Here is a 22844-nt window from a genome sequence, read left to right on the forward strand (position 1 = left end):
TTTGGGGCATTGAACATAAAAAGAGGGTACCGCCTGAAGGTACCCTCTCGCGCACGAACGACTTTACCACGAGTTCACGCGACGTATGAGCCAGCCTGTTGACATACCGATGCACAATCACGGCAGGCTCTCGCGCACTCCTGTAACAGTGAATCTGTACCTAGCTGCTCACAAGATGCAGCACAGCGTGTACATGCTTCTGTGCAGAGATCACATGCACGCATATGAAGAGGTGATTGGCGTGACATCAAATCGAGGCAATAGGAACAGGTATCGATGCAATCCAGTAGCGCCTGAATACGCGCCTCCTGGAGATAATCTCCACCTTTCTGTAAACTATGCTTGAGCACGCGCCCACAAATAGTATGGCAACGGCGACAGAGCTCAATACTTCTTGCCAGTAAATCGATATCTTGCATGACTTCTTCCACCTCTCTACTCAGGAAAAAGATATGTGTGTACATAGTTGACAGGGATTACACGTTACCCATATCTTTTTGGTAACAGAAAGTGATATTATAAAAAGGAAGGATGGTTCACCTGGCTCTAACCCCCTTCCCTTTCAGCAGTTTCTTGTATCAGCGATCGCATTATTCTATTCGTACCTTTCCAATACTCCTGGGCGAAGTCACACCAGCTCATTTGACTTCGTTCCCTGGCGCTACCAGAATCGATCCATTCCAAAAAGGGGAACAGGTATGACCAGCATCAGACAGAACGAGGAGGGAAACCCGAAGCAGAAAACGGTCCTGGTAATCGAAGATGACACCTGTAATGCTGAGATGCTGACTCTTATGCTTCAGCAGGAAACCCCGTACAGCGTTATTTCACTGACTGAAGATCTGGAGCCAACTTACCTTATCAGGCGTGTCAGGGAAATTGATCCGGCACTCCTGCTCCTGGATTATCGTCTGCCACGTACGACCGGCCTGGAACTATATGACAGACTACAGGCAATACAGGAATTGCAGCATATTCCAACAATTGTTATCACGGCTGGTATCGAGCGAGATCAGCAAGAAGAGTTGGAAAAGCGTAAAATTCCTCTTATTTACAAACCCTTTGAAATGGATGATTTCCTCCGCTCAATTGAAGAGATAATCGAGTGAAATCATCTCTCTGTACGATTGCTCTGTACAGATATCCAGTCATAACATGACATGCAGGGCCTCTGCTCTGCATGTCATTTCTTGCCCTATTGATACCTGTCTGACTTCCTCGAATTGCAACTTCAGGAGAGCAACATGAAATGTCGTGCTGGCTGTGGAGCCTGTTGCATAGCTCCTTCTATCTCATCCCCGATACCGGGAATGCCCGACGGCAAACCAGCAGGCGTTCGCTGTATCCATCTGACGCCAGAGAACCGCTGCGCCCTCTTCGGGAAACCCGAGCGCCCGGAGGTCTGCCGGATGCTACAACCGTCCGAGGAAATGTGCGGCCATTCGGCTCAGGAAGCGCTGATCTGGCTCACACAGCTCGAACGCGCCACTACACCTGACAGGAAGAAACCGGATTCGAAATAAGACAATACATGTCATATTCGTGTGATACACTGCACTTGTTGCCGTTGTTCAGAGAGAAGGAGAATACGAGATGCGTGCAGACCGGCTTCTGTCTATTTTGCTGCTCCTACAGGTCCACCAACGGATTACAGCAAAAGAGCTTGCCAGCCGCCTTGAGGTTTCCGAGCGTACCATCCATCGTGATATGGAAGCGCTCAGTTCATCTGGTATCCCGGTTGTCGCGGATCGCGGTACAGGCGGAGGCTGGCGGCTGCTCGAAGAGTACCGCACCAGATTGAACGGGCTCAATGAAAACGAGGTCGAGGTTCTCTTTATGGGGCTTCCCGAGCGGGTGCTTCGTGATCTGGGCCTGCAAAAAGTCTCCGAGGGCGCACAGCTCAAGTTATTCACGGCCCTACCCACGATGTACAAGCAACGGGCCGAATACGCGCGACAGCGGCTCTACATCGACTCAGCCAGCTGGCGCAACACAGAAGAGGCCACACCGGCTCTGGCACGAATTCAAGAGGCGGTGTGGCAGGATCGAAAGCTCAGTTTTAGCTATCGCCGCGCCGATGGAACCTATGTCGAGCGCGTCGCTGATCCGCTTGGGCTGGTCGTCAAGGGGAGCGTCTGGTATCTGGTTGTTGCGATTGATGACTCAGTGCGCACCTATCGCATCTCACGCATCAAAGAAGCGCAGGTATTGGATGAAGCCAGCCAGCGTCCCCCTGATTTTGACCTTGCCAGCTACTGGAAGCAGTCGCTTGTCGACTTTAAAGCCGCGCTTCCCCGCTATTATGTGACCGTCTACGCCGATGAATACGCGCTTGCACGGCTCAACCAGTCACCATACGTCCATAGAATAGAGCAGATGGAGCATCTCGACGGCGAGGGATGGGCCAGGCTGGTGATTCGCTTTGATGTTGAAATGGAAGCCCATGACTTCCTTATCGGCTTTGGCTCGCATATAGAGATCATCGAGCCTGACACCCTGCGCGAGCACATATTGCAAACAGCCCGAAACCTGCTTAGCTTTTATGAGCGCAAGACCTCCCTCCGTCAGCGTCCCGCTCGATGATGAGCAGGTCGATCAGGGCCAGCGATAGAACTCGACAATCAGACCATCGGGTCCTGCAACATATGCCGACTCGGTGCCCCAGGGCATCAGCTCAGGATCGCGCAGCACCCATCCGCCGCGAGCGCGAACCTGCTCCAGCGTCGCACCTACACTATCGACCTCAAACTGTAACACCACACCCTGTGGCCGCTCGGTCGGAACGGCAGCCGAAGGTGACAGGCTGATAATTATAGCTCCCGCATTCACTTCTGCATAGCTGGCATCGCCTTTGACCGGCAGATTCAATTCTTTCTGAAAGAACGAAATGGTTCGCTCCATGTCGGTTGGAATAATACTGAGATGATTTAGCTTCATCATGGTGCACTCCCTTCCAGAATTACGCAAACATCGTTAACAAGCTATGGCAGAACCGCTGTATGCGCTGCCGATCAACGCTATAGAACTTCATGCCCCGTTGCCGCCGCACCAGAACAAGCTGCGCCTGTTCAAGCTGTGCCAGTTGCCGCGAAGCCGTACTTTGATGCAGACTCAGCCATTCAGCGATCTGAAGCGCAAACAGTTCCCCCTCCTCAGCAAGCAAACGTAAGATAGCCAGTCGCGTTGTGTCGCCAAGCGCTTCAACCACAGGACGCAGATTTTCCAGCTCGATCACCTGCAACGACAGAGCAGGCCTGACACGGCCTTCCGACGGCTCGTACAGCACATAATAGACGTCATCAACCGGAATCAGCGAAAAGTACCTGCCAAGCAAGAAGCAGGGCACAAACACCACGCGCTGTGCCTGCCAGAGCGCTGTTTCCCACTCTGCCCCCAACTGCAAGCCCGTCACCCGCACCACCATTTCAGCAGGGGACAGGCGCTGCCCCTCCTGTTGAAAATGGGCGAGATTTACAGCCGATACCTCTTCTATCACCTGAATCCGCTGTTGCCATTTTTGCTGTTCCCCCAGATCCCAGACCTCAGTAAAGAAACGCAAAAGCGCCTCTCTCAGTTTCTCTGGCTGCTCTATCAACTCAAGCGTATCCTCTTCTGCTTGCCAGCTTGCCAGAACGGCGCGGTATGCAGCAACGCGGACCGTTGGATCAGCCAGAGAAGCCGCCGTTACCGGCCCACATGCACGCAGCCGGCGCTCCACCTCGGCAAGAGGCGACATGGAACGGCGATAGAATTCCAGGTTTTCCAGGATGCCATGTACGATCAGATCTCCTATCGGGAACTGTTGCAGCCACGCCCTCCAGGCCTGCCAATCGCGCTGTGCGGGATCATCGGCGGGGAGCCACTTCAACAGAAAGCTCCGCAGAGCGGCACCATGAGCCAACAAGACCCGCATAGCCTCAAGATCATGTCGGGCCTGCGGCGAGAGGCGCGGCACCATGCTTTCAGGCCAGGACGTTGGCGTTGGCTTGCCCGAAGCAGCATAATCAAGCAGCAGCATAGCCGTGCTGAGATGAACCGGCAGAGAAAGCAGCGTGTCCCATTTCCAGGGTACATGAGCCGGAACGAGATCACCTCGCAGCATTCTTTCCCCCTGTATAGTTGTATGCAGAAATTGCATATGCGTTATTCGCAACTTGCATACATCATACAGCAAGCAACTGCTCCCGGTCAAGAGCAGGCATCAGTGACTCTCAGAAACAGGGGAAACATGATAAAGTGGGTTTGCGCATCCTTGACAGCGATCTGCATCATTCTCTACACTAAAAGACGGGATAGGGTGTTTTTGCCTGTCCTGTCCTCCTCAGCAGTTAGAAGGAAACTCGGTTCGATGAACGACACCACATCTCTGCTTCAGCAACTCGTTGCGATCGATTCAGTAAACCCCGAGCTTGTCCCGAACGGTGCAGGCGAAAAGGAGATTGCAACCTTCATCTCAAACTGGCTTGAACAGGCCGGATTGACCGTCGAGTGGGACGAACCACAGCCCGGACGGCCAAGCGTGGTTGGCATCGCGCACGGTACAGGAGGCGGGCGCTCGCTGATGCTTAACGCGCATATGGATACCGTCGGCGTGAGCGGCATGGAGCGGCCACATCAGCCATTCATTGAAGGCAACCGACTCTACGGGCGAGGCGCGTTCGACATGAAAGGCGGGCTGGCAGCGGCAATGATCGCGGCCGCTCGGGCCCGACAGGCTGGACTCCGGGGAGATGTCATTCTCACCGCGGTTGCCGACGAGGAATATGCAAGCCTCGGCACGCAATCAGTGCTCAAGCGCTGGACAGCCGACGCCGCCATTGTGACCGAACCAACGGACCTGCAACTTTGCCTTGCCCATAAAGGATTTATCTGGCAGGAAGTCATAACGCAGGGCAGAGCTGCTCATGGTTCACGGGCAGATCTTGGGCTGGACGCCATCGCCAAAATGGGACATGTCCTTGTCGGCCTTGAACGCCTGCACAATGAGCTTCAGCGCGGGCCGGCTCATCCGCTCTACTCGGGCATGGATCCCTGCATGCCTCAATCATTCGCGGCGGGCAAGAATGGTCAAGCTATCCCGAACAATGCGTGTTGCAGTTAGAGAGGCGCACGATCCCGGGCGAAACAATCAACGATGTCGAGACACAGCTTCAGACGCTGCTCAATAGCCTTCGACAGGCAGACCCTGCCTTTCAGGCAACCGCGCGTACAATCCTGGTACGCGATGCCTTTGAGGTCGCTGAAGATGCCCCCATTGTTCAGGTTCTCCGCCATCATGCCGGCCTGCTCCTGGGAAACGAGCCCCCGCTTATCGGCGCGACTCCCTGGATGGATTCCGCTCTTCTGGCAGCAGCAGGCATTTCAACCGTCGTGTTTGGTCCCGGAGGAGCAGGCGCACACGCGGTTGTTGAATGGGCAGACCTTCAACAGGTCGAGCAATGTGCCGATATTCTCTTCGCCACTATTCAGGAATTTTGCCGGTAACGATTCTGTTTTTGGAGAAGGGCTGCCAGGCGGCTCTTCTCACCTCCACACTATTACCCCATAAGAAGCCTTTCGCTCAGAAATTACGTGCTCTTCCACATCCATTCCCTCTTTTTCTAAAGAAGCAGGTTTCCTCTTTCTATCTCTCTTCTCTTCACCCTGATACAAGGATACTCCTTCCCACGGAAAAGAACAAGAGCTCTAAACTTTCTTCCTATGTTCCCTGTTTCTTCGTTTTCGCGCTTCTTGAAAGCGACCGCAGATCGTATTGATCCCTTGCTCAGAACGGAAAAACAGGGTAAGCTTACACAAAGGAGGTACACAGCAAGGCTACACATTTCTGGGAGGCATCTTTTTTATGCAGGAACAACCGCACAGCATTCGAGGTCTGGCACTCGCGAATGTCGCCGTGATGCTTTTTGGCCTGGCCGGTGTTCTGGGCAAAATCAGCGCATTGCCATCACCATTGATCGTCCTCGGGCGTGTTCTGTTCGCCAGCATTACATTGACCATTATCGCTCTTTCGCAACGGATCCCGGTGCGGCCTCGTAGCGGACGTGACGGCCTGTTGCTCATCGGTCAGGGGCTGCTTCTGGCGCTGCACTGGACAGCCTTCTTCCAATCAATCAACGTCTCAAATGTAGCAATAGGTCTGCTTTCCTTTTCCAGCTTTCCGCTCTTTACCGCCCTGCTTGAACCGCTTCTCTTGCGGCAGCGTCCCAGCTTGCTTCAGATTATTGCGGCGCTTCTGATTCTGCCCGGGATCTACTTGCTGGTTCCATCCTTCTCACTTGAGAATCAAATCACGCTCGGGATCGCCTGGGGCCTGCTGGCAGGCGCAACCTTCGCGCTGCTGTCGGTCGGCAATCGAGGACTGGGGCGGCACTATTCCAGCGTCACCCTCAGCCTGTATCAAACCGGAGTTGCCACGATTGCCACGCTTCCCATGCTCTTTTTCTTCCCGACGCCACTCCTCGGGCAACCGAAAACTCTGCTTGTACTGCTTCTACTCGGCATCTTTTGTACAGCGCTGGCACACACCCTCTTCATTTCCAGCATGCGTCATATCACAGCCCAACTTGCAAGCCTGCTTGCCAGTCTTGAGCCGGTATGGGGAATTCTGTTCGGTGCATTGCTCTTGCACGAGATCCCGAGCGGCACCACGCTGATCGGCGGACTGATTATTCTCTGCGCTACCTGTCTGCCCGCGCTTGCAACCTTTCCGCATTCCAGAACGAAACCCGATCTTCTCCGAAGCACTCCCGAAAAAAGGACTACACAAAAATAGGTACTTGCTCTGTAGATAGAGGAGGAATATATGCGCAAGCCAATCGCCTCACCCGGAAGTATGGTACTCCTTCTGAGTACCCTGCTCATCACCGTCCTTGTCTCAGCCTGTAGCAGCGGCAGAGAAAGCGCTGCGACAAACCCAACACAGCCCCCTCAGCTAACAGCAACAAGCGCGCCAACGCAGACGCCGGACAGAAAGGAAGTCAAAGCCACAGTGCTCGTGAAGGGACTCAACATCCCCTGGGGACTGGTTTTTCTCCCTGATGGGAAAGCGCTGCTGACCGAGCGTGAAGGCCGCATTCTCAAGGTTGACGCCTCCGGCAAAGTCGAAGAAGTGCAGCGCATCGCACAGGAAGGAGCAGGAGAAGGGGGTCTACTTGGTATCACTATCTCACCGGATTATCAGAAAGACCACCTTATTTATGTCTACTATTCCACAGCCGAGGACAATCGTGTCGTCCGTTTTCAGGAGGGCAAAACCCCGCAGGTGATCTTCAAAGGGATACCAGTGGGTGCTATCCATAATGGCGGGCGAATCGCATTCGGCCCGGATGGCATGCTCTATATTGGCACCGGCGACGCAGGCGATCGCTCAAATGCGCAGAATAAGGAGTCGCTCGGTGGTAAGATCCTCCGCATCAAGCCGGACGGAAGCATCCCATCTGATAACCCCTTCCCGTCAAGTCCTGTCTATTCTTACGGGCATCGTAACGTGCAAGGGCTGGCCTGGGATGAGAAGGGACAGCTCTATGCTACGGAGTTCGGACAGGATACGTACGACGAGATCAATAAGATTGAACCGGGGAAAAATTATGGCTGGCCCGAGGTTGAGGGCAAGGGCAATGATAGCCGCTTCGTCAATCCGCTGGTGACATTCTCGACCGCGGAAGCCTCGCCAAGCGGTGCGACCTTCCTGAAGCATGGCGCAATCCCCCAATGGGAGGGCAGTTTCTTCATGGCCTCGTTGCGCGGTGAACGGCTCTGGCGCATTCAATTCGGACCAGATGGCAACACAGTTGTTCAGAAAGAGGCACTGCTACAGGGTCAGTACGGACGCTTGCGCCTCGTCACGCAGGCTCCTGATGGCTCTCTCTGGATCCTGACCAGTAATCAGGACGGTCGCGGCAATCCTACCAGCGATGACGATCGCATTATTCGGCTTGGTCCGGCGGCCTGAAAAAGAAACCCGCTCTGTCATGCACAGAGCGGGTGTTCTCAGCTCCATTTCCCTATCAGGCAAGGATCCAGTGTTCAAACTCGCGAAACATAGCGTTTGCCGTATCCAGTATCTCGCCCCTGGCCTCAGGATGGTGCTCTGCATAGCTGTTGACGCGCTCGCAGAAGAGCCTCCACATTGATTTCACCGCATGAGGTCCATAGCTTCTGAAGAAAGCGCTACCGTTCTGGCTATTAATGCCGAGTGTCTTTTCCAGTCGATGGGCAATAAACTGGCCACCCAGGGTCGAACCTTCGGCAACATACAGCGCCCCAAGCATCTGCGGGACGGTGGACAGAATGCGCTCAAAGCCCTGATAGAGCGGAAGCCGCTTGATCTCTTCCTCGGTTGCTCCCAGGCTCAACAGGTCTGCTTCCAGTTGTGCGGTTCGTTTGCGCTCGCTCATATCTAGCCCAACTTCATTCCACGCTTCATTACGAGCTACAGCATCGAATTGCTGTTCCAGCGGCTGATAGAACCCGTAAAACTTTTCCAGAAGGCGCCTGTATTCCTCACATCCAAACGAATCAACGAAAATATGACTGCTCATCCTTCCGTCCAGTTGCTCATGCAAGGCGTGGGTAGCTGAGCGTAACTGTTCCATCATATTCAGTGAACGAACTTCTTCACCCTGAGCAGACATAACCATAGCGCACTCTCTCCTTCTTTTTGCGTACCGGAAAACAGCTATTTTCCCGGTGTCTTCAGGTCAATTATCGTGAGAAAAGATGCTCTCTTCTCCACCGAAACCCATTGAGTCAAACTTGACCTGAAGCGCAAATTTTTTTTGAGCGAACCCCCTCGCTCTTTTCTTCAGACTATCAAGTCAACTCTGACATAATTATACACAGGCGAAAAGTTGACTGTCAAGGGAGGGATTACCAGAACAGAGACCGATAACGACTTGCTCACACAGGCGCTTTCAGCAGAGGGTAGACAATTCCCCATGAACCATTTTGAGGATAGGATACACAAAAAAGTCGCTGGTGCCACTTGCTCCAGCGACCTGAGATGGATAATACGCTCACGATTTGTAGTAGAAATACTCGTAGGAGATCACCGTGATTGTACCAGAACCATGCGTCCGATAGAAGCGGAAGTAGTAGTCATCAACCTGCTTGATTGGAAGCCAAACGCTCCCCCGATATCGGGCCCCAGGAGAACAAGAAATCTCTTTTGTGCCGATAATTCTCTTCTCGCCGATATTATAGAGATCTACTTTGAAACCCATATTGCGGGAACATTCAAACTCCATCGAAAGCCGGTTCATGCCCTCGCTTTCGGAGCGTCCATCAACGAAAGAGACACGGAAATCCTCTGTTTCCGCAGATTGTGAGAATGAAACAAAACTTCCTTTCTTCCACGTAATATACGCAGAAGCGGATACTGAGGTTGTAGTGAGAAAAAGTGCTGCCAGAGACAGCACCAATCCCAGGAGAACTCTTTTCATTTCACCACCCTTACCACTTGGAATTGAAACTCCTTTTCTATTGTTTATTATACTATGCGTGTGAAATAGAAATCTATTGAAGTGGACCTGGAAAAACACGTTCGGCTTCCTCTTCCAACCGCTTCTCATGGGTGCGCAAAAACAGCACAACCGCGACACAAACAACAAGCGCCACTACGATGGCAACGATTCCGAGCGGCCCCGTAAGCAGATGCACATTATTCCCAAGTAGATAGCCTGCAAGTCCGTAGATCGTTGCCCAGAGGATCGCGCCAGTCGCGTTATAAAGCAAGAATGGAAGCCAGTGCATGCGGTTCGTTCCTGCCAGAAAGGCCGCCCAGGCGCGCAGAAAGGCCACAAAGCGCCCAAAGAAGACGACCATGCCTCCATGCTTGAGAAAAAGGTACTGACCCACTTTTATTTTGCGCTCATCCAGCCGAACATATTTACCATAACGGCGTAACAGGCGATATCCACCCTCACGCCCAATCCAGAAGCCGATATTATCGCCGATAATGGCCCCGGCTATCGCCGCCAGAATCACAATATGAATCGCGAGTTTCTGGGTAGAGCCAGCGGTCACGGCAGCGGCCAGCAGGATGGTTTCTCCCGGAAACGGGATCCCGGTACTCTCGATCATCACACCAAAGAGCACGGCCCAATATCCATAAGTGGCGAGCCAGGAAAGAATCATTATCGTTGTAATATGCCACATATGCGTACTCCACACGCTTTATGTCAATTTATAGCACAATAGAAAACAAAGCCGGGGGTATCCTCCCGCGAGCAAGCAGGCAACCTCCCTATAAGAAGAACTGTAGCATATCCCTTAGCATTTTGCATAAGCGCCAGAACAAAACTCTGTCGCTTGACATCTTTTGATACATCTGCTATAGTGCATATGGCCTCAGAAGTGCTCGTTTTCACCCGATAGTTCCCCTAGCAGGTTGATCTATATCCTAAAGTCAGAGGAAAGAGCCTCCAACTAGACGCCACAGAAAAGGAAACAGGATTTTCTTTGAAGCTGATATGCCAGGTTTGTAATATACACCACTATTCTATTTCAAACGCAACTCCAGCAGAAAGGGGGAATGGGCGTTTTTCAAGCATTGAGTACGCCCGTGCATCGTGAACATTGTTGAATTAGAAAATAGAACTTTACCAGAACTACGCCTTATGGCGAATGATCTGGATCTTTCCGGCTACAATACCCTGAGGAAACAGGAACTTGTCTTCCGCCTGCTCCAATCTGGCAGCAATCAGCAAGGGAACATTATGGCCTCTGGCGTCCTGGAGATTGTCGAAGAGGGCTTCGGTTTTCTGCGGCAGGAACGCTTTCTCCCCGGAAGTATGGATGTCTACGTTTCGCAATCACAGATTCGCCGTTTCGGTATGCGCAACGGAGACATGATTACCGGGCAGGTCCGACCGCCGAAGGACAACGAGAAGTTCTACAGCCTGTTGCGAGTCGAAGCAATCAACGGCCTGAACCCCGAAACAGCCAAGCATCGGCCGCACTTCGAGAACCTCACTCCTATCTCTCCCCGAGAGATGTTTGACCTGGAAACCGACTCATCCAGCCTCTCAGGCCGCATCATCAATCTGGTAGCTCCCATCGGACGTGGCCAGCGTGGTCTGATCGTCTCCCCTCCAAAAGCCGGAAAAACCATGCTCCTCAAGGCAATTGCCAACGCAATCACCACCAAGTACGACGACGTTCATCTGATCATCGCATTGATTGGCGAGCGACCAGAGGAAGTCACCGACATGAAACGCTCGGTCAAGGCCGAAGTCATCAGCTCAACCTTTGATGAGCCGACCGAAGCACACACCCGTGTTGCTGAAATGGTACTGGAACGCGCCAAGCGTCTGGTTGAATGCGGCAAGGATGTTGTCATCTTGCTGGACAGCATCACGCGCCTGAGCCGCGCATATAACCTCGCGGTTCCACCTAGCGGGCGCACCCTTTCCGGTGGTCTCGATCCAAGTGCTCTCTTCCCACCGAAACGCTTCTTCGGTGCCGCGCGTAAGATTGAAGAAGGTGGCAGCCTGACCATTATCGCGACCTGTCTGGTCGATACCGGGAGCCGCATGGATGACGTGATCTACGAAGAGTTCAAAGGAACCGGTAACATGGAACTGGTTCTGAACCGTAGACTCGCAGAACGCCGCGTCTTCCCCGCCATTGACATTGCCCTCTCCAGTACTCGCCGTGAAGAACTTCTCCTTGATCCCAAGACGTTACGTGCCGTTGTGCTGATGCGTCGTATGTTCTCGACGCTTGCCGATCAGCCTGGCAATAACGGTCTGGAAGCAATGGAAGCGCTCTTGCAGAGCCTGTCCAGATCGAACAGCAACCTTGAATTTCTGGCATCACTCAAAGATGGCCTTTCATAGTTGAAACGGGGTGCCGGAAGCAACCCGGCACCTACACTCGCGGTCGTCTGTCCACAACCCGCCGCGCCTTGAGCTCAAAGCGTGGCAAGGAGCCAGACGAGACAACCTCTACCGGGAAGCGCAAGCCGAACACAGCGTGCAGCTCCTGCTGAATCGCCTTTTGCAGCGCCTCCGGCCTCGGCGTCGCACTTTCAATTTGCAGGGCGATCTCATCCATCGTGCCCACCCGTGTGACAATGATCCGATACTCGGCAACCTCGGGAAACCGGTGTAGCACGTCGGCCAGCGCAGATGGATACACATTCGTGCCGCGCACGATCAGCATATCATCGATGCGGCCAAGCACGCCGCCCGGCAAAAAGAGAAAGCTCCGCCCGCAAGGGCAACGGTAGCCGCCATGTCGCACAAGGTCGCCCGTGCGATAGCGAAGCGCGGGCATGCCCCAACGACCGAGATTGGTTAATATCAGCTCGCCTGTTTCGCCCTCGCGTACCGCCTTGCCCGTTACGGGATCAAGAATCTCGGCGATAAACTCGCTTTCATTCACATGCATACCGCAGCGTTCCGAGCAGGAAAAACCGTAGGCCCCCATTTCGGTCATCCCGGCATGATCGTAGGTCTGCGCCTGCCAGGCCTGTTCAATTCGCTCCCGGGTAGCGGGAATAGAGGCTCCCGGCTCTCCGGCATGAATCGTCACCCGGATCGAAAAATCCGCCGGCTTCAGCCCATTCTCGCGTGCAACCTCAGCCAGACGCAGGGCATAACTCGGCGTACAAACCAGCACTGTAGCGCCTGTCTCGCGCAACAGCCGCAGCCGTTGCAATGAATCCATACTCCCCCCTGGCACGGTCAACGCTCCAAGCAGATGCGCCCCTTCATGTGCGGCCCAGAAGCCAATAAACGGCCCGAAGCCAAACGCCAGAAAGAGCACATCATCCCGCGTCACACCTGCCCCACGATAGACAAAGCCCCAGCAACGCGCCCACCATGACCAGCTTTCCGCGGTATCCAGCACTCTCAATGGTCGTCCAGTCGTACCAGAGGTATGATGCAGACGCACATACTCGGCCAGCGGGAAGGTCAGATTTGAACCATAGGCAGGGTATCGCTCTTGATCCGCGATCAGCTCTCGCTTCGCAGTAAAAGGCAAACACGCCATATCTGTGAGCCTCTGAAGCGGCGACATGTCTGCATACTTTCGTTGATAGAACCGGTTACTGCGCAAGATCTGCTTCAATCCTTCTTGCAAACGCGCCAGTTGATGGGCCTCTATTTCAGCACGAGAGGCCGTTTCCAGAGCAATCATTGCTTCACTCCCGGGCTAATTGCAACAACGCACGACGAATATAAACCGGAGCAACCTGCTTCCGATATGCAATGGTCAGATCAGCGTTATCAAGTGGTCGGGCTCGCTTTGCCGCCGCAAGCGCCACCGCCTCGATCACCTCAGGAGTCAGCGCATTCCCGCGCAACAACGCTTCCGCTTCTCGTGCCTCCACCGGATGCGAGGCCACTGCACCCAGAACAATACGCACGTCGTCCACAATGCCATCAGCCCGTTTCTTGAGTGCGATTGCCACACCAAGCAACGGGAAATCAAACGAGCCACGCCGCCGCAGCTTCAGGTAGATACTCTGCCAGCCATCAGTTGGAGAAAGTAGAATATCACTCACCAGCTCATCATGGGTCTTCGTGTAGGGATGCATCCCGTCATCCCGAAACAGCTCACGAACCGGGATCACACGTTCGCCCTGCGCGCCCTGCAAACGCACCCGGGCATCCAGCGCCACCAGCACCGGCGCAGTATCAGCGGAGGAAATCGCCCAACAGCGCGGACTTCCCGGAGCCACAAGGCAGATCTCTCCGTCCTTCTTCATACAATAGCCGATCGAGTGTCGCCAGAACTCTGTCTGGTTGTAGTAGTTACAGCGCGTGTCCAGCAGCAGGTTACCACCAAGCGTACCCACATTGCGCAACTGTGGCGTCGAGACCGAAGCCGCTGCCAGCGCCAACGCACGATAGCCCGTCATTACCTGGGGCAGCATCGAGAGCTCGGTGAGCGTGATTCCCGCGCCAAGCCGCATACCCGTTGCTGGCGAGCCCTCTAACCGTCGAAGGTCCGCGATTCCCTGCAACGCGATCAGCGCCGAGGGGGTGAACTGGCGACGCTTCATATTGGGCAGAAGATCGGTCCCTCCGGCAAGCGGCATTGCCTGCTCGCCCTCCTGAACCAGCATCTCGACGGCTTCGGTAAGCGTGCGAGGAGCCAGATAGCGAAATGGTGGAAGTCGCAACATTATTGCTTCCCTCCCTTCACACTGTCAGGTGCCCAACGGACCAGGCGCGTCGGCCAGGGATCAGGCACGGCAACCGACGCGACAGTCGGTGGGATTACCCGAGCACCCGCAGCCGCTTTCAAAGCGCGTAACAGCTTGTCAGCAGTCATCGGCGTCTCATCAAGGCGCACACCCACCGCGTTATAAATGGCGTTCGCGATCGCGGGAATGACCGGGTTCAGGGGCCCCTGCCCCGCCTCCTTGCCACCAAACGGACCCTCCGCATCGGGATGTTCAATCAGAATCGTCTCGATCTCGGGCGTATCCAGCGTGGTCGCAAGCTTATAGTCGAGTAGCGAAGGGATCTTATGCCGCCCCTTGCGAAACACCTGTTGCTCCATCACTGCCTCGCCATAGCCCATATATGCGCCCCCCTCGACCTGCCCGGCAACCAGCACCGGATTGAGCGCTTTTCCCACATCGTGAGCCAACCAGAGCTTCTCTACGGTCAGTTCACCGGTCTCAACATCGACCGCCACCTGAGCCACACAGGCCGAATAGGAATACGCTGGAGAGGGTCCAACTCCTGCCCCTTTATAGTCGCCGTGAATATCCTCGGGCGGCGTGTAGGAGCCCGCCGCGACCAGCGCCCCGAAACGCGCCTCGGCCATCTGAATCGCCTTGAGAAACGACATGGCTCGCCCGGGGTCATGCTCATCGTAGATCATCTCGCCCGCCGCAACCAGTCGCTCCATCGGGACACCAAGTCGCTCAGCAACGACGGTCATCAGTTGCTCTTTCAGGGCACGAGCAGCAACAATAGCAGCATTCCCGGCCATAAAGGTGACACGGCTTGAATAGGAGCCAAGATCAACCGGCGTCAGCGTGGTATCAGCGGTCTCCATATGGATGCGACCCGGCTCGATACCCAATTCTTCGGCAACGATCAGCGCCAGCACTGATGTAGACCCCTGCCCGATATCGGTAGCGCCACAGTAGACGGTCACGCCTCCACCGCGATCAAGGCGAATTTGCACGGCGGAATGCGGCATATCGTTCCAGTAAATCGGCTTGCCCGCTCCACAGATGTACGCGGATGCCGCCACCCCCTGCCCCCGCCTGAGCGTGGTGCTTGTCTCCTGTGCTTGCTTGCTCTGTTGAAATGCGTGCCAGTTCGAGCGCTCTACCACCCGATCGAGGCACACATCCAGCGCGCAACTGGTCACGCGCAGACCATTCACCGTACGAGTATAGGGAGCAATCAGATTGCGCTTCCGCAGGGTGATGGGATCGATACCAAGCGCATACGCTACCTTATCAAGGTGCACCTCAACCGCGAACCGGGGCTGTGTGGTGCCATGACCACGCTTGGGGCCACAGGGCGGCTTATTGGTAAACAGACGCATTCCCTCAAACTTATAGCAGGGAAGCGCATATGTCACCGTTTGAAGAGCGCCCGTATAGTAGGTCGTCGCAATGCCATAGGAGCCATACGCGCCCCCATCCAGGAATGAACGAAAATGCATTGCCGTTAGCGTGCCATCGCGCTTTACACCCGTCTTAATCCACATCTTGACGGGATGCCGTCCGCGATGGATCAGGAAGACCTCCTCACGAGTGCAGGTCAGTTTTACCGGGCGTCCAGTCCGTCGAGCCAGCTCAGCCGTGCATATCTCATGTGAAAATGGATCCGACTTGCCACCGAAGCCGGCACCCACATGCGGCGCAATCACGCGAATGTGCGACTGTGGCAGATCGAGTACTTTGCTTACCTCTCGATGAACATAATGAGGCGTCTGCGTTGATGACCAGAGCGTGAGCTTCCCCCCGATCGGGTCATGCGGGATCGGTTCCCAATTCGCCACACAGGCGTGTTCCTCAATCGGAGCATGATTGTTGCCCTCATAAAAGAACCAATCCTCAAAAACCTCGTCAGCGGCGGCAAAACCGGCCTCAAGATCCCCAAACTCATAGGAAACTGCCTTGTGAATATTCCCGACCCGCGTTTCTTCGTGGATCTTGATCTCGGGATGAGCCAGCGCTTCATCAATGCTCATAAGTGCCGGGAGAATCTCATAATCGACTTGAATCCGCTTGAGCGCCTCGTCCAGCGTCTCTTCATCGAGCGCCGCTACCGCCGCTACGGGATCACCAACATAGCGCACCCTCTCGACTGCCAATGCATACTCATCCTGACTGGAAGGCAGGATACCATACTTGCGCGGAAGATCCTCACCTGTCAGGATCGCAACCACTCCCGGCAGTTCCAGCGCACGCTGAACATCCACCGAGCGAATGCGTGCATGTGGATGTGGCGAACGAAGCAGCCGAGCATAGAGCATACGCGGCAGTGAAATATCATCGGCATACAGTGCACGTCCGGTGACTTTCGCGTATGCATCGACTTTCGGGAATGGTCGTCCGATCACAGTATAAGCGGAGTCATGCGTCATTGTCCGACCCCTTTCCTGATGGAATGGGCGCTGTCATTCGGCGTGCCGCCTCTTCCACCGCGGCATAAATCGCCGTATAGCCAGTGCAGCGGCAGAGATTGCCCGAAAGGGCCTCCTTTATCTGCTCTAATGAGGGATGAGGGATCTCCTCAAGCAGCGCCACGCCTGCAAGAATGATCCCGGGCGTGCAATAGCCACACTGAGCCGCCCCCAGTTCCGCAAAGGTTTCCTGTAGAGGGTGCAGCTTGCCATTGCGTTCCAGCCCCTCAATAGTCGTAATCTCGCAATCCTGAACCGCCAGGGGCAGCGTCAGGCAGGACAGGGCAGGCCGTCCATCGAGCAAAACGGTACAGGCCCCGCATTCTCCCAGTTCACACCCGTGCTTGGTTCCGGTCAAGCCCAGATCTTCCCGTAGCACCTCCAGGAGCGTATGATGAGGCAGAACCGCAACCTCGCGGCGCTCCCCATTGACAGTGAGCGTAATCAATTGCCGCTGCATACCAGTCTCTCCTTTGATGACTATGCGCCTCCCAATGCCCGCGAAATCGCCTGAACTTCAGCAGAGAGCAATCTGCTTGCTTCAATGACTCTCACACGATCAAAGCGCGAGGCAAACCCTACAATCCAGAGCAAAGCCACAAGGTTTCTGCCGGGGCCCGTAATCGGAGCCGCAACCGCGTTCACCCCCGTCAGATATTCCTCGTAATCGATGCCAACACCCGTTCGTTCCGTCTCGGCCACCTCACGTAACCAGCGCTCCGGGTCAGAGATCGAGCGTCTGGTAAACGTTGGCAGGGGCTGTGACCGCAAAAAGGACTCCCGCCGCTCGGGGGACCAGCTTGCCAGCACGACGCGCCCGGTCGCTCCGGCCAGAAAATGCACGATGGTTCCGGGCCGTGCTGAGATATGCAGGTGCTCGTTTTCGGCGCGCACACATTCGTTTATTCGCACACCTATCGTTTCCTCACGCCCGAGAATGACCGTTTCACCGGTTGCTTCGGCCAGCCGCTGCATTGCAGGCAACACCAGCCGTCGCAAGCCCGGCCCGCGCGCAAACCGTTGTGCCAGGTCAAACAGGTAAGGACCAGCGACATACAGCTTCTCGTCTGTCTGTTCCACAATGCCGCATGCTTCCAGCGTCTTGAGCAGCCCGTGCATGCTTCCCTTGCTCATCGAGAGTTGGCGCGAAAGCTCAGAAAGCGTCATCCCTTCTTCCGCAAGGCTGAGCAGGTCAAGGAGCCGAAAAGCCCGCTCCACCATTGGCGCCGGCAGACGTAATCGCGACATATGTGCATCCTCATCCCTCCGCTGTTCACTCTGGCGAACAAATCGTTTGCTCATATGAACAAGTATATACTCCTGAAGAAAACGCGTCAATCCAATTTTGTCCTGTTTCCCTATTTTTCCTGTATCGTTCACTATATCCATCATGTACCACCATTAATGGGTGCTAATAGAGACCATAACAGAAGAGAATGCCCTGAGAGAGCAGAGCAACAAAAAATCTTCTATTCTATAATGCGAAGGAGTTCGGAAAAGGGGACATGTTTTTGTACCAATTTTGAGAGAAAAGAAAAAAGTCGCTATTCTGGCTTTCACCAGAAGCGACCGTGCAGAGATAAAATACAGAGATAAAGGACATTTAAGGTGTGTCAACCATCTTAAGAGCAGATGATGCAACTGAAGGAGATGTAGTGGTATCACGAGGAACAACATGCGTGGGCATCACTTCAAGTGGAGGGACCTCTTCACGATGCAGCATCGCCAACAACTTACGCGCACCCGCACGACCAAGCTCACGCAGGCCAATATGCACGGTCGTTAACGCGGGAACCACCATCTGCGCCATCGGCAGATCACCAAAACCACAGACAGAAATCTCCTGCGGCACACGGATCTTCAATCGTCCCAGACCGCTTAACAGGCCAAAGGCGGTCTCATCATTTGCCGCGAACACAGCCGTAGGTCGCTGCTCTGGTGGAATCTGTAAAATGGCCTGTGCGGCCATCTCGCCGCTTGCCTGATCGAAATTACCACTGAGAATGAGTCCCGGGTCAATCTGCAAACCAGCCTCAACCATCGCCGCCATATACCCCTGCAAGCGCACATTGGCAACCGTCACATTGGTCGGACCCGATACAAAGCCAATGCGGCGGTGCCCGAGCTGCTGCAAGTACTGTGTCATGGCGCGGGCCCCGGCAAAGTTGTCAGCCTGAATTGAGGGCACCTGCAAGGTATGCTGAGCCAGCGTGACCACTGCCGCACCCCGATCCAGCATCGACTTGATCGCCTTCTCAAGCTGCGCCGGGTAGCCGGGTTCATTCAAAGCACCACCAGCAAAAATAACTCCATCCGCACGATAATCCTGCAAAATGCGTAAATAATTGAGCTCTTTTTCTTTTTTCCGATCAGAGTTACAGACAATCGTCAGGTAGCCGCAGTCGTTCGCAACATCTTCGACACCGCGCACGATCTCGGCAAAGTAAGGATCAGCATTATCGCCTACCAGAACGGCTATCAGGTTGCTTCGTTGCGCCCTCAGGCTGCGCGCAAGCGAGTTCGGCACATAGTTCAGTTCCTGCGCCGCCTTCAGCACTTTTTGTCGCGTCTCCTCGCTGACAGGATAGGAGGAACCGCTTAATACGCGGCTGGCGCTGGCAATTGATACCCCGGCCAGTTTCGCGACATCAACAATAGAGGCTACCTGTTTGACCATCACCGTTTATTCCTTCCTTAGCAGGCAGTAATGCATTTCTACCAAAGTATCTGTGATTTTCTACTTTCTGTCAAGTAGGCTCTCTATGGAACATGACCGTTCTTCATTCTAACACCGCCTGCTTGCTCTTATTGAGCTTGACCTTCGCCCGACTTCCATTGACAAAAACGGAGTCGCACGGTATAGTTTACAATAGAAAACCTTTTCTGAAAAAGGTGGGGCAAAATACTCTTTCATGATAGCACAAAACCAGGGAAGCAAGCGTGAATGATTTCCGCTTGCTTCTGCTGCCTCAACAATAGAAATAGATAACGTTTTCTCTTCAAGAGAAAGCGGAAAGGGTTATTGCTTTATGGAAAGGAGCAATACATGATACAGCGTAGGATCGGAATAATTATGAATGGGGTCACGGGGCGTATGGGCACAAACCAGCATCTCATTCGTTCAATTATGGCGATTCGACAACAGGGCGGTGTAGCCCTTCCAAATGGCGAGGCTCTGATACCAGACCCTATTCTGGTTGGACGCAATGAGCACAAGCTGCGAGCGCTGGCCGAAGCCCATAAGATCGAGCGATGGAGTACCGACCTTGCTGCATGCCTGGCTAACCCCAACGATAGCATCTATTTTGACGCGCAATCAACGACACTTCGAGCTGAGAATGTGAAAGCAGCTATACAGGCTGGAAAACATATTTATTGCGAGAAACCAATTGCCACCAATACCAGCACAGCGCTGGAACTGGCGCATCTCGCACAGCAAGCAGGCGTCAAGCACGGCGTTGTACAGGACAAACTCTTCCTTCCGGGGCTTCAGAAGCTCAAGCGTGTAATCGATAGCGGCTTCTTTGGTCGTATCCTCTCCGTGCGCGGCGAGTTTGGCTACTGGGTTTTCGAGGGAGATTGGCAGGAAGCACAGCGGCCATCGTGGAATTACCGGAAAGAAGAGGGTGGTGGCATTATCGTTGACATGCTCTGCCATTGGGAATACGTGCTGCATAACCTGTTCGGACCTGTTAAAGCGGTCTCCTGCCTGGGCGCGACGCACATTCCAGAGCGCATCGACGAGCAGGGTAACCCCTATGCCTGTACCGCCGACGACGCAGCCTACTCCACGTTTGAGCTTGAGGGCGGCATCATCGCCCATTTTAACTCATCGTGGTGTGTACGTGTCTATCGCGACGAACTGCTGACCATTCAGGTAGACGGAACACATGGCAGTGCGCGTGCCGGGCTGCGGGAATGCAAGGTACAGAGCCGCGTGAACACACCAAAGGCTATCTGGAATCCCGATATTCCCAATCCGATCGACTTCTATGCTTCGTGGATGGATGTGCCCGACAATACCACGTTTGAAAACGGCTTCAAGGCACAATGGGAGCTCTTCCTGAAGCACGTCGTCTGTGACACTCCCTTCCCCTGGACACTTGTTGCGGGAGCACGTGGCGTGCAGCTTGCAGAGCTTGGATTGCGGTCCTGGCAAGAACGCCGCTGGCTGGATGTCCCGGCCATCCCGACAGAACTGGAGTAGCGTATGTCGCAACAGATTCGCTTACCGCAGGCGGACGGAACCCTCGAACCCTATACGCTGAAAGGGCCGTTCACACCTCCTGTTGAATTTCTTCCACCGAAGAGCCGTAAAGCTTTTGCAGCCGCACATGTTGTCTGTGATCCGTTGGCAGAGAATGGTCCGGCACAGCCTGCCACACTCGATTGGGATGCAACCATGTCCTATCGGCGCTATCTCTGGTCGCTTGGTTTCTCCGTGGCCGAAGCAATGGACACAGCACAGCGCGGTATGGGGCTTGATTGGCACGCCACTAAAGAGCTGATTCGCCGCTCCCTTACTGAGGCGCGAACCTATAGCGGTGGGATCGCCTGTGGCGCAGGAACCGATCAGCTTGCCCCCTCACCCTCCGTCACGCTTGATGACGTAATCGCAGCCTACGAGGAGCAGTGCGAGTTCATCGAGGGAGAAGGCGGACGTATTATCCTGATGGCGAGCCGCGCTCTGGCCGCCTGTGCACGCACGCCTGACGAGTACCTTCACGTCTATGAGCGCATTCTGTCGCAGGTCCGGCAACCAGTCATTCTGCACTGGCTCGGAGATATATTCGATCCGGCTCTACACGGCTACTGGGGCTCTACCGACCTGAATGCCGCTATGGATGTCTGCCTCGATGTTATCAGGCGGCATACCTCTAAAATTGATGGGATCAAAATCTCGCTGCTGGACGCCGAACGCGAGATCACGATGCGCCGCCTGCTGCCCGAGGGTGTCCATATGTACACCGGCGACGATTTCAACTACCCACGCCTGATACTGGGAGACGAGCAGGGGTACAGTGACGCGCTGCTCGGCATCTTTGATGCGATCGCTCCGGTGGCTTCCGCCGCGCTTCAGGCGCTCGATCAGGGTGATATCGCACACTATCAGGCATTACTGGAACCGACCGTGCCCCTTTCACGCCATATCTTCCAGGCTCCCACCTACTACTACAAGACGGGAGTTGTCTTTATGGCCTACCTCAATGGACATCAGAAGCACTTTCATATGGTTGGAGGTCTGGAAAATGCGCGGTCTATTCTGCACCTTGTCGAACTTTTCAAACTGGCAGATACAGCCGGTCTGTTGCTTCAGCCTGAACTGGCTCTAACACGGATGCGCACCGTTCTAGCCCTCGCCGGAATCGAGGAGACAGGAGCATAACAAACCAATGCATGATCTCTCACGGCTCAGCTTAAATCAAAAGACAACAGATCCCTGGAATCTGCGCGAGGCGGTAGAGGGTTGTGTCAGGGCTGGAATTCCCTTTATCGGCCTCTGGCGCGAAAAAGTCGCCGAACAGGGATTGCAGGAAAGCGCGCGTATTGTGCGCGATTCCGGTCTGCGCGTGTCCAGCCTATGCCGCGGCGGCTGGTTCGCGGGAAGCAGCGCCCGCGAGCGTCAGGAGCGGCTTGACGACAATCGCCGCGCCATTGAAGAGGCGGCAACGCTCGGCACAGAAGTCCTGGTGCTGGTCTGTGGCCCCGCCGCTGATGGTGATCTTGTCGCCGCTCGCGCTTACGTGGAGGAGTGCATAGAAAAGCTGATCCCCGACGCCGAGCAACATGGCATCAGGCTCGGCATAGAGCCGCTTCACCCGATGTATGCAGGTGATCGCTCAGTGATCGTCTCTCTTCAGCAGGCAAACCAGATCGCAAGCCGCCTTAATCATAAACAGGTAGGGGTTGTGATCGATGCCTATCATATCTGGTGGGAGCCTGATATTTATGCACAGATCGCAGCAGCCGGCGAGCGGATTCTCGGCTTTCATGTATGCGACTGGCTGGTCCCGACGCCTGATATGCTGAACGGGCGAGGCATGATGGGAGACGGTGTGATCGAGCTCCGGCGCCTGCGCACCGCTGTGGAACAGGCTGGCTACACAGGCCCGATTGAGGTCGAGATCTTCAACCAGCAGCTCTGGAGCATGCCAGGAGACGAGATATTACAGCTTATGTGCGAGCGCTACCTTGAACATGTCTAGAACTCACACACGCTCTGAAACCGGGAAGAGGGA

23 protein-coding genes are annotated in these 22844 nt (G+C 54.7%); 11 read left to right on the plus strand and 12 right to left on the minus strand.

Translation table 11 applies throughout. From position 1 onward, the window contains the following. Positions 1-74: 74 nt before the first annotated feature. Entirely contained in the window at positions 75-419 is a 345-nt protein-coding gene (locus EI42_RS26820) for a four-helix bundle copper-binding protein (protein ID WP_170142937.1), read from the minus strand. 279 nt (positions 420-698) lie between these two features. On the opposite strand from EI42_RS26820, the gene EI42_RS26825 reads away from it, so the two are divergent. The 3 genes from EI42_RS26825 (at position 699) to EI42_RS26835 (ending at position 2583) form a co-directional block, all read left to right on the plus strand. Then, positions 699-1109: a response regulator gene (locus EI42_RS26825; RefSeq protein WP_111325720.1), complete on the plus strand. Its 411-nt coding sequence runs from the start codon at positions 699-701 to the stop codon at positions 1107-1109. Positions 1110-1244: 135 nt separating this feature from the next. Beyond that, positions 1245-1523: a YkgJ family cysteine cluster protein gene (locus tag EI42_RS26830; protein ID WP_111325721.1), complete on the plus strand. Its 279-nt coding sequence runs from the start codon at positions 1245-1247 to the stop codon at positions 1521-1523. A 70-nt stretch (positions 1524-1593) separates the two neighbouring features. Beyond that, positions 1594-2583 carry a helix-turn-helix transcriptional regulator gene (locus EI42_RS26835; RefSeq protein ID WP_111325722.1) on the plus strand — a complete coding sequence of 330 codons (990 nt, stop codon included), beginning with the start codon at positions 1594-1596 and terminating at the stop codon, positions 2581-2583. 12 nt (positions 2584-2595) lie between these two features. On the opposite strand, the gene EI42_RS26840 is transcribed toward EI42_RS26835, so the two are convergent. Both EI42_RS26840 and EI42_RS26845 read right to left on the minus strand, forming a co-directional pair. After that, positions 2596-2940: a VOC family protein gene (locus tag EI42_RS26840; protein WP_111325723.1), complete on the minus strand. Its 345-nt coding sequence runs from the start codon at positions 2938-2940 to the stop codon at positions 2596-2598. Between the two features lie 19 nt (positions 2941-2959). Then, positions 2960-4102 (minus strand): ArsR/SmtB family transcription factor, encoded by a 1143-nt coding sequence (locus EI42_RS26845; RefSeq protein WP_170142938.1) that lies wholly within the window; start codon positions 4100-4102, stop codon positions 2960-2962. Between the two features lie 246 nt (positions 4103-4348). Here EI42_RS26845 and EI42_RS26850 point away from each other — a divergent pair, with 246 nt between their 5' ends. The 4 genes from EI42_RS26850 (at position 4349) to EI42_RS26860 (ending at position 7951) form a co-directional block, all read left to right on the plus strand. After that, positions 4349-5101, plus strand: coding sequence for a M20/M25/M40 family metallo-hydrolase (locus tag EI42_RS26850; protein ID WP_211326362.1), 753 nt, complete (start codon positions 4349-4351; stop codon positions 5099-5101). Beyond that, positions 5089-5484 (plus strand): M20/M25/M40 family metallo-hydrolase, encoded by a 396-nt coding sequence (locus EI42_RS33510; RefSeq protein ID WP_211326363.1) that lies wholly within the window; start codon positions 5089-5091, stop codon positions 5482-5484. Before EI42_RS26850 ends, EI42_RS33510 begins: the two co-directional genes overlap by 13 nt. 358 nt (positions 5485-5842) lie before the next feature. After that, positions 5843-6772, plus strand: coding sequence for a DMT family transporter (locus tag EI42_RS26855; protein WP_111325725.1), 930 nt, complete (start codon positions 5843-5845; stop codon positions 6770-6772). Positions 6773-6802: 30 nt separating this feature from the next. Further along, on the plus strand, positions 6803-7951 hold the full coding sequence (locus EI42_RS26860; RefSeq protein WP_211326364.1) for a PQQ-dependent sugar dehydrogenase: 1149 nt from the start codon (positions 6803-6805) through the stop codon (positions 7949-7951). A gap of 55 nt (positions 7952-8006) precedes the next feature. On the opposite strand, the gene EI42_RS26865 is transcribed toward EI42_RS26860, so the two are convergent. From EI42_RS26865 to EI42_RS26875, 3 genes are all read right to left on the minus strand, one after another. Beyond that, positions 8007-8639 carry a biliverdin-producing heme oxygenase gene (locus EI42_RS26865; RefSeq protein WP_111325726.1) on the minus strand — a complete coding sequence of 211 codons (633 nt, stop codon included), beginning with the start codon at positions 8637-8639 and terminating at the stop codon, positions 8007-8009. Positions 8640-9014: 375 nt separating this feature from the next. Further along, the gene (locus EI42_RS32095; protein WP_211326365.1) at positions 9015-9245 is read right to left on the minus strand and encodes a hypothetical protein; all 231 of its coding nucleotides are present in this window, start codon (positions 9243-9245) and stop codon (positions 9015-9017) included. A gap of 268 nt (positions 9246-9513) precedes the next feature. Continuing rightward, on the minus strand, positions 9514-10155 hold the full coding sequence (locus EI42_RS26875) for a DedA family protein (RefSeq protein WP_111325728.1): 642 nt from the start codon (positions 10153-10155) through the stop codon (positions 9514-9516). Positions 10156-10616: 461 nt separating this feature from the next. Here EI42_RS26875 and rho point away from each other — a divergent pair, with 461 nt between their 5' ends. Continuing rightward, positions 10617-11837, plus strand: a complete 1221-nt coding sequence (gene rho / locus EI42_RS26880) for a transcription termination factor Rho (protein ID WP_371859942.1) — start codon at positions 10617-10619, stop codon at positions 11835-11837. Between the two features lie 31 nt (positions 11838-11868). On the opposite strand, the gene EI42_RS26885 is transcribed toward rho, so the two are convergent. The 6 genes from EI42_RS26885 to EI42_RS26910 form a co-directional block, all read right to left on the minus strand. Further along, on the minus strand, positions 11869-13143 hold the full coding sequence (locus EI42_RS26885; RefSeq protein WP_111325730.1) for a phenylacetate--CoA ligase family protein: 1275 nt from the start codon (positions 13141-13143) through the stop codon (positions 11869-11871). 4 nt (positions 13144-13147) lie between these two features. Then, on the minus strand, positions 13148-14134 hold the full coding sequence (locus tag EI42_RS26890) for an FAD binding domain-containing protein (RefSeq protein WP_111325731.1): 987 nt from the start codon (positions 14132-14134) through the stop codon (positions 13148-13150). Further along, on the minus strand, positions 14134-16566 hold the full coding sequence (locus tag EI42_RS26895; RefSeq protein ID WP_111325732.1) for a xanthine dehydrogenase family protein molybdopterin-binding subunit: 2433 nt from the start codon (positions 16564-16566) through the stop codon (positions 14134-14136). The genes EI42_RS26890 and EI42_RS26895 overlap by 1 nt, the downstream gene beginning before the upstream one ends. Then, entirely contained in the window at positions 16556-17065 is a 510-nt protein-coding gene (locus tag EI42_RS26900; protein ID WP_111325733.1) for a (2Fe-2S)-binding protein, read from the minus strand. The genes EI42_RS26895 and EI42_RS26900 overlap by 11 nt, the downstream gene beginning before the upstream one ends. A 20-nt stretch (positions 17066-17085) precedes the next feature. Further along, the gene (locus EI42_RS26905) at positions 17086-17853 is read right to left on the minus strand and encodes an IclR family transcriptional regulator (protein ID WP_170142939.1); all 768 of its coding nucleotides are present in this window, start codon (positions 17851-17853) and stop codon (positions 17086-17088) included. Between the two features lie 355 nt (positions 17854-18208). Then, positions 18209-19282, minus strand: coding sequence for a LacI family DNA-binding transcriptional regulator (locus tag EI42_RS26910; RefSeq protein ID WP_111325735.1), 1074 nt, complete (start codon positions 19280-19282; stop codon positions 18209-18211). A 369-nt stretch (positions 19283-19651) separates the two neighbouring features. Between EI42_RS26910 and EI42_RS26915 the strand changes: the two genes are divergently transcribed. Genes EI42_RS26915 through EI42_RS26925 form a run of 3 tightly spaced genes read left to right on the plus strand, consistent with a single transcriptional unit; the run spans position 19652 to position 22811 of the window. Beyond that, positions 19652-20812: a Gfo/Idh/MocA family protein gene (locus tag EI42_RS26915; RefSeq protein ID WP_111325736.1), complete on the plus strand. Its 1161-nt coding sequence runs from the start codon at positions 19652-19654 to the stop codon at positions 20810-20812. 3 nt (positions 20813-20815) lie between these two features. Continuing rightward, positions 20816-21991, plus strand: coding sequence for a dihydrodipicolinate synthase family protein (locus EI42_RS26920; protein WP_111325737.1), 1176 nt, complete (start codon positions 20816-20818; stop codon positions 21989-21991). 7 nt (positions 21992-21998) lie between these two features. Next, entirely contained in the window at positions 21999-22811 is an 813-nt protein-coding gene (locus tag EI42_RS26925; protein ID WP_111325738.1) for a sugar phosphate isomerase/epimerase family protein, read from the plus strand. Positions 22812-22844: the final 33 nt, after the last annotated feature.

Source organism: Thermosporothrix hazakensis (genome assembly GCF_003253565.1).
Classification (GTDB): Bacteria; Chloroflexota; Ktedonobacteria; order Ktedonobacterales; family Ktedonobacteraceae; genus Thermosporothrix; species Thermosporothrix hazakensis.

What these genes read in the sequence shown, in the direction of transcription:
- EI42_RS26820 (WP_170142937.1), bottom strand. Translation starts at nt 419, where the DNA reads ATGCAAGATATCGATTTACTGGCAAGAAGTATTGAGCTCTGTCGCCGT.
- EI42_RS26825 (WP_111325720.1), top strand. Translation starts at nt 699, where the DNA reads ATGACCAGCATCAGACAGAACGAGGAGGGAAACCCGAAGCAGAAAACG.
- EI42_RS26830 (WP_111325721.1), top strand. Translation starts at nt 1,245, where the DNA reads ATGAAATGTCGTGCTGGCTGTGGAGCCTGTTGCATAGCTCCTTCTATC.
- EI42_RS26835 (WP_111325722.1), top strand. Translation starts at nt 1,594, where the DNA reads ATGCGTGCAGACCGGCTTCTGTCTATTTTGCTGCTCCTACAGGTCCAC.
- EI42_RS26840 (WP_111325723.1), bottom strand. Translation starts at nt 2,940, where the DNA reads ATGATGAAGCTAAATCATCTCAGTATTATTCCAACCGACATGGAGCGA.
- EI42_RS26845 (WP_170142938.1), bottom strand. Translation starts at nt 4,102, where the DNA reads ATGCTGCGAGGTGATCTCGTTCCGGCTCATGTACCCTGGAAATGGGAC.
- EI42_RS26850 (WP_211326362.1), top strand. Translation starts at nt 4,349, where the DNA reads ATGAACGACACCACATCTCTGCTTCAGCAACTCGTTGCGATCGATTCA.
- EI42_RS26855 (WP_111325725.1), top strand. Translation starts at nt 5,843, where the DNA reads ATGCAGGAACAACCGCACAGCATTCGAGGTCTGGCACTCGCGAATGTC.
- EI42_RS26860 (WP_211326364.1), top strand. Translation starts at nt 6,803, where the DNA reads ATGCGCAAGCCAATCGCCTCACCCGGAAGTATGGTACTCCTTCTGAGT.
- EI42_RS26865 (WP_111325726.1), bottom strand. Translation starts at nt 8,639, where the DNA reads ATGGTTATGTCTGCTCAGGGTGAAGAAGTTCGTTCACTGAATATGATG.
- EI42_RS32095 (WP_211326365.1), bottom strand. Translation starts at nt 9,245, where the DNA reads ATGGAGTTTGAATGTTCCCGCAATATGGGTTTCAAAGTAGATCTCTAT.
- EI42_RS26875 (WP_111325728.1), bottom strand. Translation starts at nt 10,155, where the DNA reads ATGTGGCATATTACAACGATAATGATTCTTTCCTGGCTCGCCACTTAT.
- rho (WP_371859942.1), top strand. Translation starts at nt 10,617, where the DNA reads ATGGCGAATGATCTGGATCTTTCCGGCTACAATACCCTGAGGAAACAG.
- EI42_RS26885 (WP_111325730.1), bottom strand. Translation starts at nt 13,143, where the DNA reads ATGATTGCTCTGGAAACGGCCTCTCGTGCTGAAATAGAGGCCCATCAA.
- EI42_RS26890 (WP_111325731.1), bottom strand. Translation starts at nt 14,134, where the DNA reads ATGTTGCGACTTCCACCATTTCGCTATCTGGCTCCTCGCACGCTTACC.
- EI42_RS26895 (WP_111325732.1), bottom strand. Translation starts at nt 16,566, where the DNA reads ATGACGCATGACTCCGCTTATACTGTGATCGGACGACCATTCCCGAAA.
- EI42_RS26900 (WP_111325733.1), bottom strand. Translation starts at nt 17,065, where the DNA reads ATGCAGCGGCAATTGATTACGCTCACTGTCAATGGGGAGCGCCGCGAG.
- EI42_RS26905 (WP_170142939.1), bottom strand. Translation starts at nt 17,853, where the DNA reads ATGTCGCGATTACGTCTGCCGGCGCCAATGGTGGAGCGGGCTTTTCGG.
- EI42_RS26910 (WP_111325735.1), bottom strand. Translation starts at nt 19,282, where the DNA reads ATGGTCAAACAGGTAGCCTCTATTGTTGATGTCGCGAAACTGGCCGGG.
- EI42_RS26915 (WP_111325736.1), top strand. Translation starts at nt 19,652, where the DNA reads ATGATACAGCGTAGGATCGGAATAATTATGAATGGGGTCACGGGGCGT.
- EI42_RS26920 (WP_111325737.1), top strand. Translation starts at nt 20,816, where the DNA reads ATGTCGCAACAGATTCGCTTACCGCAGGCGGACGGAACCCTCGAACCC.
- EI42_RS26925 (WP_111325738.1), top strand. Translation starts at nt 21,999, where the DNA reads ATGCATGATCTCTCACGGCTCAGCTTAAATCAAAAGACAACAGATCCC.